This is a genomic window from Candidatus Streptomyces philanthi (genome assembly GCF_059553635.1).
On the sequence record NZ_JCANQV010000202.1, the window covers coordinates 1 to 10,829 of the forward strand.

9 protein-coding genes and 1 pseudogene are annotated in these 10,829 nt (G+C 73.3%); 1 reads left to right on the plus strand and 9 read right to left on the minus strand.

Annotated features, from left to right (window positions below; all coding sequences use genetic code 11):
• From AC51EU_RS21135 to AC51EU_RS21145, 3 genes and pseudogenes are all read right to left on the minus strand, one after another.
• Window positions 1-375, minus strand: a pseudogene (locus AC51EU_RS21135) (DUF2786 domain-containing protein); the annotation flags it as partial.
• A 110-nt stretch (window positions 376-485) separates the two neighbouring features.
• A complete protein-coding gene (locus AC51EU_RS21140; RefSeq protein WP_496268584.1) occupies window positions 486-1,751 on the minus strand; it encodes a L,D-transpeptidase in 1,266 nt (421 codons plus the stop codon).
• Between the two features lie 270 nt (window positions 1,752-2,021).
• Window positions 2,022-2,369 carry a hypothetical protein gene (locus AC51EU_RS21145; RefSeq protein ID WP_496268585.1) on the minus strand — a complete coding sequence of 116 codons (348 nt, stop codon included), beginning with the start codon at window positions 2,367-2,369 and terminating at the stop codon, window positions 2,022-2,024.
• A gap of 107 nt (window positions 2,370-2,476) precedes the next feature.
• On the opposite strand from AC51EU_RS21145, the gene AC51EU_RS21150 reads away from it, so the two are divergent.
• A complete protein-coding gene (locus tag AC51EU_RS21150) occupies window positions 2,477-2,953 on the plus strand; it encodes an LAETG motif-containing sortase-dependent surface protein (RefSeq protein WP_496268586.1) in 477 nt (158 codons plus the stop codon).
• 33 nt (window positions 2,954-2,986) lie between these two features.
• Here the strand turns inward: AC51EU_RS21150 and hutH are convergent, their stop codons facing one another.
• The 6 genes from hutH to AC51EU_RS21180 form a co-directional block, all read right to left on the minus strand.
• Window positions 2,987-4,525, minus strand: a complete 1,539-nt coding sequence (gene hutH, locus AC51EU_RS21155) for a histidine ammonia-lyase (protein WP_496268591.1) — start codon at window positions 4,523-4,525, stop codon at window positions 2,987-2,989.
• Between the two features lie 107 nt (window positions 4,526-4,632).
• On the minus strand, window positions 4,633-5,685 hold the full coding sequence (locus AC51EU_RS21160) for a bile acid:sodium symporter family protein (RefSeq protein WP_496268587.1): 1,053 nt from the start codon (window positions 5,683-5,685) through the stop codon (window positions 4,633-4,635).
• A gap of 90 nt (window positions 5,686-5,775) precedes the next feature.
• Window positions 5,776-6,633: an isocitrate lyase/PEP mutase family protein gene (locus AC51EU_RS21165; protein ID WP_496268588.1), complete on the minus strand. Its 858-nt coding sequence runs from the start codon at window positions 6,631-6,633 to the stop codon at window positions 5,776-5,778.
• A gap of 556 nt (window positions 6,634-7,189) precedes the next feature.
• Entirely contained in the window at window positions 7,190-8,275 is a 1,086-nt protein-coding gene (locus AC51EU_RS21170) for a GGDEF domain-containing protein (RefSeq protein WP_496268592.1), read from the minus strand.
• A gap of 201 nt (window positions 8,276-8,476) precedes the next feature.
• The gene (locus AC51EU_RS21175; protein ID WP_496268589.1) at window positions 8,477-9,265 is read right to left on the minus strand and encodes an enoyl-CoA hydratase/isomerase family protein; all 789 of its coding nucleotides are present in this window, start codon (window positions 9,263-9,265) and stop codon (window positions 8,477-8,479) included.
• Window positions 9,266-9,517: 252 nt separating this feature from the next.
• On the minus strand, window positions 9,518-10,723 hold the full coding sequence (locus AC51EU_RS21180) for an adenylate/guanylate cyclase domain-containing protein (RefSeq protein ID WP_496268590.1): 1,206 nt from the start codon (window positions 10,721-10,723) through the stop codon (window positions 9,518-9,520).
• Window positions 10,724-10,829: the final 106 nt, after the last annotated feature.

A 10,829-nucleotide genomic window follows, 5' to 3' on the forward strand; every position in this document is an offset into this window, starting at 1 on the left:
CAGCGCGGGGTCCGCGGCGTCGCGCCGGGCGATCCGCTCCAGGTCGGCGGGCAGCCACCCCCCGGTGGCGCAGTGTCGTACGGCGGTGATCGCGGCGGCCGTCACCGCGGCGCTCACGGCCTCCCACCCGGCCGGTGCCGCGGCGAGCACGGACGCGCCGGACTCCAGCGCGTCCTCGGCCGCCGGCCCGTCCGCGGCGTACCGGACACGGCCCAGCACGTTGCCGACCAGCTCCTCGGCGGCGGCCAGGTCCTCGGCGGCCTTCCGCCGCCCGGCCCGGTCGTCCCGACGTGACCGGCCGGGCCGTCCGTCCCGGCGGGCCCGACGGGCCTGGCTGTCGCGACCGTCCCGGCTGGCCTTCACACCCTCACTCACCCATTCACTCTACGGACGCGACCACAGCGAAACGGCCGGGCAGCCACCCGGCAGGCCCCAAAAGCAACGCGGCGGGACCAGGGATCACCCCGCCCCCGCCGCGCCTCGGCTCACTTCAGGGCGCTCCCCGCGACCCACTGCTGCCAGCTCATGTTCCAGCCGTTGAGGCCGTTCTGGGGCTGGATGGTGGCGTCGGGGGAGTTGATCACCTGGACTATGTCACCGATCAGGGAGTGGTCGTAGAACCAGGCGCCGTCGGTGCCGGGGTCACCGGCGCCCTTGGCGTCCTGGAGGCCGATGCAGCCGTGGCTGGTGTTGGCGGTGCCGAAGATGCCGCGGCCCCAGTAGTTGCCGTGGATGAAGGTGCCGGAGGTCGACAGGCGCATGGCGTGGGGGACGTCGGGGATGTCGTACTCGCCCTTGCCGTCGTTGTTGGTGAAGCCGACCGTGGAGCCGTCCATGCGGGTCTGCCGGTACTTCTCGGAGATGACCATGGCGCCGTTGTAGGTCGGGTGGTCGTCACTGCCGGCGGAGATCGGGATGGTCTTGATCGTTCGGCCGTCGCGGACCACGGTCATGGTGTGCGTCCTGGCGTCGACGGTGCTGATCTGGGAGCGGCCGACGGTGAAGCCGACGGTCTTGTCCTGTATGCCGCGGATGCCGGGGGCGGCCTCCACGCCGTCGAGGTTGAGGTCCAGGGTGACCTTGGAGTTCGGCTTCCAGTACTCCTGGGGGCGGAAGTCCAGGCGGGTGTTGCCGAACCAGTGGCCGACGATCTTCTGGTTGCTGCTGGAGGCGACCTTGATCGCGGCCTGGACGTCCTTCTTGTACGTGACCGGCTTGTCGAAGGTGATCGAGACCGGCATGCCGACGCCGACGGTGGAGCCGTCCTCCGGCGTGAAGTTGCCGATGAAGCTGTGGGCGGGCGAGACGGTGGTGAACGTGGAGTTCTCGACGGCCTTGCGGCCCTCGGCGTCCACCGCATGGGCGGTGATCTTGTACTGCGTGGCGCGGGCGAGCTGTTGTGCGGGCCGCCAGGAGGTGGCGTCGGCGGAGCGGGTGCCGGCGACGGTCTTCTTGGTCGTGACGGCGGTCATCGTGACGTCGGTGAGCTTGCCGCCGCTGACGGTGACCTTGTTGCCGGTGCCTATGCCGGCGTTGGTCGAGCCGTCCTTGGGCGTGATCTTGATCTTGGCGTCCGAGGCGTCCTTGGCCGCCGCGGTGTCGACCATCCGCGCGGAGTCGTGCTTCGCCCCACCCTCGCCTGCGCCGCCGGCACCGCCGCAGGCCGCGAGCGTCAGCGCGCCCCCGACCAGCGCGGCAGTGGCTATGTAGCCCTTGCGGCGCTTGCTGTCCGTCTTCACACGTTTCTCCATTTGCTACCGGTACCGGGTCCCCGAGCCGTCGACTGGACGCGGGCCGTTCGGCCGACGCCACAGGCAACGCCTGTTCCGTTTCCGGCGTTCCACACCCGTGCGAAGTGTGGGGAATGCCACGGATGACCGTGGAGAGTCACAGAAGGCAATGTACGGACACAGAAAGTCGCCAATGGACACAAACGGTCATGGACGGACATGGAGCGTCACGAAGATCCCCGGGGAGCGGGTGGCGGGACGGACGGCCGTCCCGCCACCCGCCCGGTGCGGTCAGCCCTCCCTCTCCGCCAGGCGTTCGTCGTCCGCGAGGTCCCACTCCTCCGCGTCCCACTCGGCCTCCGGGTCGTAGTCGGCCAGCTCCTCGCTGCTCCACGAGGCGTGGGCGAGTTCGGCGCCGGGGACGGCGGCGACGAGATCGAACGGGTCGACGAGGTGGGCCAGCGCCTCGGCGGCGTCCTCCCGGACCGCCTCCGCGGCCTGCCGCCGGCTCTCGTCGGGCAGCGACGGATCGGCCGCGACGCGGTCGAGCGCCGCGCCGGTCATCCGCTCATCGTCGGTGATCTCCATGACCAGTTCGACGTGAAGGCGCACAAAACGTGATGTCTCACCATTGCTCATGGGACGGAGGGTAAGCGTGCGGGGGCCCGACTTCCGTGCGACCCGCTGCGGTCATTAACATCTGCGGTCAGCGGCCAATTCGCCGGACCCACAAGGGGGATTGATCTGTGACCGCACGACGACCACTGCTGACCGCCGCCGCAGCGGGATCGGTGTTGTTCGCCCTGTGGTTCGTCCCCTCCGCGAACGCCAATGTGGAGCACCCCGGCCCCGCCACACGGGCCTCCGTCTCGTCCGGCGGCCTGCGCCCGGACGGCGGTACGGGCGCGCCGGACCAAAGGCCCGGACAGGGCACGGAGGCGAAGGCCGCCGAACGGGCGGACACGCCGGAGACGGAGGCGGAGTCCGGGACGCACACGGACGCGGCCGACCGGGACGCGGCCCACGACGGCGCCGACGCGACGCCCACCGACCGCGCCCCGAGCCCCGGTGACGCCTCGCGCGCCGCCGTCCCCGGGCCGCGTCTCGCCGACACCGGGAGCCCGGACACCACCCCGTACGTCATCGGCGGCGCCGCTTTCCTGGTCCTGGGCGCCGGGTTCGTCGGTTTCTCGCTGCGCCGGAGCCAGGGCCCGGCCGACTGAGCGGCGGGCCGGGGCGGTCCCGGCCCGTGACCGTCAGACGAGGTCGCCGGTGACCGACTCCGCGGCCGCGACCAGCTTTCCCTCCCGTACGAACGTGTAGGCGGCCTCCAGGTCGGGGGCGAGGAAACGGTCCTCCCCGGGGCCCTGTATGCCGGCGGCGCGGACCGCGTCCAGCACCGCGCGGGTGGCGGGCGCCGGGGTCAGCCCCTCGCGCATCTCCACCGCCCGGGTCGCCGCGTACAGCTCGACGGCGAGGACGCGGGTCAGGTTGTCGACGGCGGTCCGCAGCTTGCGCGCGGCGGACCAGCCCATGGAGACATGGTCCTCCTGCATGGCGGAGGACGGGATGGAGTCGACGGAGGCGGGGGCCGCCAGCCGCTTCAACTCGCTGACCAGCGCGGCCTGGGTGTACTGAGCGATCATCAGCCCGGAGTCGACGCCCGGGTCGCCGGCCAGGAAGGCGGGCAGTCCGTGCGAGCGGTTCTTGTCCAGGAGGCGGTCGGTGCGGCGTTCGGCGATGGAGCCGAGGTCGGCGGCGGCGACGGCCAGGAAGTCCAGGACGTAGGCGACGGGGGCGCCGTGGAAGTTGCCGTTGGACTCGACACGGCCGTCGGGCAGGACGACGGGGTTGTCGACGGCGGCGGCCAGTTCGCGGTCGGCGACCAGGCGGGCGTGGTCGAGGGTGTCGCGGCCGGCGCCCGCCACCTGCGGGGCGCAGCGCAGGGAGTACGCGTCCTGGACGCGGGGCGCGTCGTCCTGGTGATGGCCGGTCAGCCCGGAACCGGTGAGGACCTTCAGCATGTTGGCGGCGGAGGCGGCCTGGCCGGGGTGCGGGCGGATGGCGTGCAGCTCGGGCGCGAGGACCTTGTCGGTGCCGAGCAGCGCCTCCAGGGAGAGGGCCGCGGTAATGTCCGCCGAGGTGAACAGGCGGGCGAGGTCGGCGCAGGCCATCACGAGCATGCCGAGCATGCCGTCGGTGCCGTTGAGGAGCGCCAGGCCCTCCTTCTCGCGGAGTTCGACGGGGGCGATGCCGTGGGCCGCGAGGAGTTCGGCGGCGGGTCGTACGGTGCCGTCGGGGCCTTCCGCCTCGCCCTCGCCCATCAGCGTCAGCGCGCAGTGCGAGAGGGGGGCGAGGTCGCCGGAGCAGCCGAGGGAGCCGTACTCGTGGACGACGGGGGTGATACCGGCGTTGAGCAGGGCGGTCATGGTCTCGACGACCACGGGGCGCACGCCGGTGTGCCCGGAGGCGAGGGTCTTCAGCCGCAGGAACATCAGGGCGCGGACGACCTCGCGCTCGACCCGCGGGCCCATGCCGGCGGCGTGCGAGCGGACGATGTTGCGCTGGAGCTGGGCGCGCAGTTCGGGGCTGATGTGGCGGACGGCGAGGGCACCGAAGCCGGTGGAGACGCCGTAGACCGGGTCCGGCTTGGCGGCGAGGTCGTCGATGACGGCCCGGGAGGCGGCGACGGCCGCGAGGGCGTCCTCGGGCAGCTCGATACGGGCGGCGCCGCGGGCCACCGCGATGACGTCCTGCGCGGTCGTGCCGGTCCTGCCGAGCACCACAGTGTGCATATCCATATTCAGGAAGCGTAGATACTGAATCGCCAGCTGTCACCACTCGGAAGGTCACACCGGGCGCGCCCCGCGCTTCGGCCCCCGAAGGGCGCGCCCGGTGCGGCTCAGGCCGCCCGGGTCCCGGCCGCGACGCCCGGTCCCCCGGCCGCCGTCACCTCCCCGGCCCGCTCGTCCCCCGTCTCGTCCCCGCCCGGCCAGCGCCGGGCCAGCCAGGTGCACACCACCAGCTGCGTCGTGTGGTAGAGCATCAACGGCAGCACCAGCAGCCCCAGATCACCGCCCGGGAACAGCACCGTCGCGATGGGCAGCCCGCCCGCGAGGCTCTTGGTGGAGCCGCAGAAGACGGCGGTGACCCGGTCCTCGCGGGGCAGCCCCATCAGCCGCGCGGCACCGTGGGACGACGCGAGCGCGAGGACGAGCAGCGCCCCGCACACGGCGGCGAGCACGGCGAGCCGCGCCGGGGAGATCCGCTGCCAGATCCCGGCCGTCATGCCCTGGCTGAACGCGGTGTAGACGACGAGCAGGATGCAGCCGCGGTCCCAGTAGGTGGTCAGACGCCGGTGCCGCCCGATCCAGCCGGCGATCCAGCGCCGCGCCACCTGTCCGAGCAGGAACGGGACGAGCAGCCTGACGACGACGTCCCCGATCTGCGACGCCGTGATCGGCACGCCCCCGTCGCCCGGCCGCAGCAGCAGGGCCGCGAGCAGCGGGGTGAGCACCACGCCGAGCAGGGTGGAGAAGGAGGCGGAGCAGATCGCGGCGGCCACGTTGCCGCGCGCCATCGAGGTGAGCGCGACGGACGACTGGACGGTCGACGGCAGCACGCACAGGAACAGGACTCCGGCGGCGAGTTCGGCGCCGAGGACGGAGTCCGGGAGCAGTCCGGCCGCCAGCCCGGCAAGCGGCAGGGCGGCGAAGGTGAGCAGCAGCACCGGTACGTGCAGCCGCCAGTGCCGCAGCCCGTCCCAGGCGGCGCGGGACGACAGCCGGGCGCCGTAGAGGAAGAACAGGAGGGCGACGGCGAGATCGGCGGCGAGGCCGGCGCCGCGGGCCGCCGCCCCCTCGGCGGGCAGCAGCGCGGCGAGGCCGATGACGGCGAAGAGGGCGAGGAGGTACCGGTCGACGCGGCGCCAGGCGGCGCCCAGCCAACGGGGCATGGGGTTCCTTCCGGAGAGGGGAGGGCCCCTTCCGGCCGGGCCGTGCGCGCCCGGCCGGAAGGGGCCCGTCGTTCCGTGCGGTGCCGGGGGTCAGCCGGCCGCGGGGACCCGGTCGTGGTGGCGGCTGATGTTCTTCTCCAGCAGGCCGAGGCATTCCGCGACGCCGACGCTGCGCGGGGTGTGCTCGGGCAGCCGCCCGTCCTCCTCCTTCAGCCGGGTCAGCGCGTCGTCGATGGCCGTCTGGGCGGCGAACAGGCAGGGGGTGCTGTAGATCGCCACGTCCACGCCGAGTTCGCCGAGTTCGGACAGCGACAGACGCGGGGACTTGCCGCCGGCGATCTGGTTGAACAGCAGCGGTTTGTCGCCGATGACCCGGCGGACCTTGTGGATCCACTCGACGCTGCGGACGCCGTCCACGAGGATCACATCGGCGTCCGTGGCGGCCAGCGCCTTGGCGCGGCGCAGTATCTCGGCCTCCTCGGTGGCGTCCGTTCTGGCGACGACGAGGAGGTCGCGCCGGGACTCCAGGACGAGGTGGAGCTTCTCCAGGTACTCGTCCAGCGGCAGTACCTGCTTGCCGTCGACGTGTCCGCAGCGCCGGGGCCGCTTCTGGTCCTCCAGGATCACCCCGGAGGCGCCGGCCGCCTCCAGTTGCTGCACCACGTGGCAGGCGGTCTCGGGGTCGACGTAGCCGTCGTCGATGTCGACGAGCAGGTGCTGGCGGGGGAAGGCCAGCCGCAGCCGCTGGACGAAGGCGACGATGTCGGGCCAGGCGATGAAGCCGATGTCGGGCAGCCCGTAGTGGGAGGCGGCGAACCCGAAGCCGGAGATGAACATGCCGTCGTAGTGCTGGGCCGCCACGGAGGCGGAGAACATGTCGAAGATGCCGATGAGGGGGGTGGTGCCGTCCTCTTCCAGTGCCGCGCGTAGCCGCTGGGGGTGGTTCACGGTAGCCTCCGGGGTTGGTTGCGTGCCGTTGCGTCGGCGGCCGACCCGATGCCTGTCAAGCCGGTGGTCGGTGCCGTCGTGTCACGTGCCGGACGGGCCGGGGCGCGCCGTGCGGGCGCGGTTCCCCGGCCGTCCCCGGCGCCGCGCCGTACCCCGCGGCCGGGCGCCGGGGACGATCCGGACGCAGGGCCAGCATTGGTCAAATCCAGGTAATGGAAAAGTCTTTCGCGAGCAAAGCGCGGGAGGGCGCACCTTTCACGCCAGGCGCCCCGGGCACTGTGGCGACGAAAGAAAAGTGCAGGTCGGGACGGATGCGCCGGGACTTCCGGAGGCGGGGCTTCCGCTGGATTCCGGACACAGTCGGGTCGTGGACACGCCAATCCATGACCGTGCCCCGGTGGCACAATGGCGCGTCTTCACCGCCCCCACCGCAGACATCCGGCCCCGCCGGACACCCCCTCGCGCCACGCGGTTCACCTGCGGAACATCCGCCGTTGAACGGGCGGGGCGGCCTCGTGCGGGGAGAGCGCGGTACGCGCGGACGGCGGCCCGCTCCTCACCGGCGGAACGTCCGCCGCTCCGGTCCCTCCCGGCGTTCCGGGGTGTCCGCGAGGCGGACGACCGGGTCCTCGGGCCCGCCCGCGCGGCCCGCGACCACCGGTTCCCGGGCACGGGCCTCCTTGGCGCGGTACTGGGCGGCGTCCGCGAGGCGGAAGAGGCGGCGGGCGCTGCGGACCGGGCCGATCGGGTCCCCGGTCGAGGCGATGCCGACCGCCACGCCCTCGCCGAGGTCCAGCTCCGCCGCCCGTACGCAGAGTTCGGAGGCGACCTTGACCACCTCGTCGGCCGGGCGGCCGACCGACAGCAGACAGAACTCGTCGCCGCCCAGACGCGCGGCGAGGGTGCCGGGGAGCATGGCGCCGCACAGGGACAGCACCGAGCCGAATCGTTCCAGCAGCCGGTCGCCGACCGCGTGCCCGCGCTGGTCGTTCACCTGCTTGAGCCCGTTCAGGTCACAGACCACCAGGCTGACCACCGTCCCCTCCCGGCGGTGCAGCTCCAACGCCTCGTCCAGCCGCATGTCGACGGCCCGCCGGTTGGCGAGGCCGGTCAGGGCGTCGGTGAAGGCGAGCCTGCGGGCCTCGGCCAGCCGCTCGGTCTGGGCGATCCCGGCGGCCGTGACGGCGGCGAGCACGGTGGCGAAGTCCGCGTCGGCGGCGGTGAAGACCGCCTCCCCCGCCCCACGCGCCACATACAGCTCGCCCCAGGCCCGTCCGTGCAGCACGATCGGCGCGACGACGCAGCAGCCCCGGCCGCGGCGGCGCAGCGCGGCCACCCGCTGGTGGTTGTAGGAGCCGGCGCCGTGCGGCCCGTCAGCGGTCTCCACCCAGGCCGCGGGCCCGCCGCCGGCCCATCGTTCGTGGAGGAAGCCGACGATCTCGGGGAACTCGTGGACGGGATAGGTCTCGTGCTCGGGGAACTCCTCCTCGCCCTCGGCGAGTTCCCCGACGTTGACGAGGACCCGCAGGGCGCCGGGTCCGCGTTCCCATTTCGAGAGCGCGGCGAACGAGCCGCCCAGCGCCGACCGCGCGCCGGCCGCGGCCGCGTGCGCCGACGCGCGTGGCGTGTGGGCGGCCGCCATGGCCTGCGCCAGCTCCACCACGGCCCGCAGTCTCGCATCGCCGTCGCCCGTCACCCGGACCCTCGCATTCCGTCACCGTGAGCACTCTGTGCACTCCAGCGTAGGAATGTTTAACCCGATTCGCCCTCTTCCCGGGGGCACCGGCGACAGAACGTCACCGCCGGCGGCCGTCCACGAGGGCCGGCGACGGATGCCCGTCCCTCACTCCCCGGGCCACTGCGGCTCCCGCTTCTCGTTGAACGCGGCGACGCCCTCGGCGCGGTCCCCGGAGAAGGCCACACTGCGCCAGGCGCCGTCCTCCAGGTCCAGGCCGGTGCGCAGGTCCAGGCCGTGGCCGAGGCGCAGGGCGCGCTTGGCGGCCCGCAGGCCGACCGGCGAGTTCCGGGCGATACGGGCCGCCAGCTCCAGCGCCCGCTCCCGGTCCCGCCCGTCCGCCACCAGCTCGTCGACCAGGCCCAGCTCCGCGGCCTCGGCCGCCGGCACCCGCCGCGCGGTGAACACCAGCTCGGCGGCGCGCGCCGCACCCACCCGGCGGGGCAGCAGCTGGGTGCCCCCGCCGCCGGGGATGACGCCCACCGACACCTCGGGCAGGCCGACCACCGCGGTGCCGTCCGCGACGATCAGGTCGCAGGACAGGGCCAGCTCGAAGCCGCCGCCGAGGGCGAAGCCGTGGACCGCGGCGATCGTGGGCACCGGCAGCTCCAGGACGCCGGTGTAGGCGGCGCGGGTGTGCGGGCGCTGGCGCATCAGGTCCGCGTCCGTGAAGGAGTTGCGCTCCTTGAGGTCGGCGCCGACGCAGAACGCCCGCTCATGGGTGGAGGTGAGCACCACGGCGCGTACGGAGCGGTCGGCGGACAGCTCCGCGCACGCCTGCGCCAGGCCGTCGGCCATCGCCGTCGACACCGCGTTCATCGCCTTCGGGCGGTCCATGACGAGTTCCGCCACGAAGCCGTGCCGGTCCACGCCCACCCATTCACCGAACCGCTGCATGCCACCCTCCCGGTTAACGACCGTTGATTCGGTTCCGATACCGATCGGGATCATGTCACGGCCTGGGAGCAATGGGGAGTGGGTCAAGGAGCGGCGTCCGGTGCGGTCGATCGCAAGGCGCCGGAAGGTCCTGGTAGCGGAGCTACCAGGGGGTTTCGGCAACGCCGCGAGCGGCCGTGCCGGACGCCGCGACGCCGCTCCCCATTGCTCCCAGGCCGTCAGGTCCGGACGCCGGACGACAGGCCCGTCCGCTCACTCCCGCCGCGTCAGCAGCCACGGCTCCACGATGCCCAGGCCGCGCACCGGGCGCTGCCACATCGGCTGGAGGGCGAAGCGGTACGCGGGCGGGGCGCCGCCGGTGCCCTCCTCGGCGGCCTTCTCGGCGGCCGCGGCGTCCGCCTCGGAGACCGGGGCGTCACCGGTGCGCCCCAGTTCCTCGGCGAGTGCCTCGTCCACCAGGACGGTGTCCTTGGGGGCTATCGAGGTGAGCCGGCTGGCGAGGTTGACGGTGGTGCCGAAGACATCGCCCATGCGGGTCGTGACCGTGCCGAAGGCGATGCCGACGCGCAGTTCGGGCATGGTCTCGTCGTTGGCCATGGTCTCGATCAGCCGCAGTCCGATCTCGGCGGCGGTGCCCGCGTCGTCGGCCGAGTACAGGACCTCGTCACCGAGGGTCTTGATCAGCCGGCCACCGTGCGCGACGACGAGGTCGGCGGCGGTGGTCTCGAACGCCTCGACCAGCTCGCCCAGTTCCTCCTCCTCCAGGCGGCGGGTCAGCCGGGTGAAGCCGACCAGGTCGGCGAAGCCGACCGCCAGCCGCCGGTCGACCATCTCGGCGTCGTCCTGGGCCTGGACGACCCGGCCGGTGGCCGCGGCGAGCTGCCGCCGCCAGACGTAGACGAGGAACTCCTCCAGCTCGGGCAGGAGCAGTTCGACCAGCGGATAGGTGATCTCCGTGCGGGTCATGCCGGAGTCCTGGGGCTCGGTCAGGCCCTCCAGGAACGAGTCGATCTGCCAGTCGGCGAGACGGGCGGTGGTCTGTCCGGTGGAGCGGGCGACCTGGATGGCCATCGCCTCGCTGAGCAGGCCCGCCTCGACCAGGCCCGCCAGCCGCCGCAGCGCCAGCACGTCCGCCTCGGTCAGCGCCTTGACCTGGCCGATGTCGGCGAAGCCCATGGCGCGCCAGAAGCGGGCGGCGAGGTCCATGGAGACGCCGGCACTGCGGGCCGCCTGGAACGGCGTGTACTGGCGCTCGGAGCCGAGGATGAGCTGTTCGAGGCGGATGGCGATGGTGTCGTCGGGTGTGCCGCCACCCGCCTGGGGGTCCCCGGCGGGCCGGTCCTCCCCGGCTCCGGCGGCGGGGTCGTCCTGCGGCGCGCGGGGCCCTGCCGCGCCGGCCGTGCCGTGCGAGGGGGTCTCCCCGTCGCGTGAGGCGGCGCCCGCGTCGCCGGCGGTCACCGCCCGCTCCCTGTCCGGTCCTTGCGCACTGCCCTTCCGATCACTGCTCGCCCGTGGCCCGCTCCGCGTCGGACCGCCTCAACGATACGGCAGGTGTGCTCTGGCT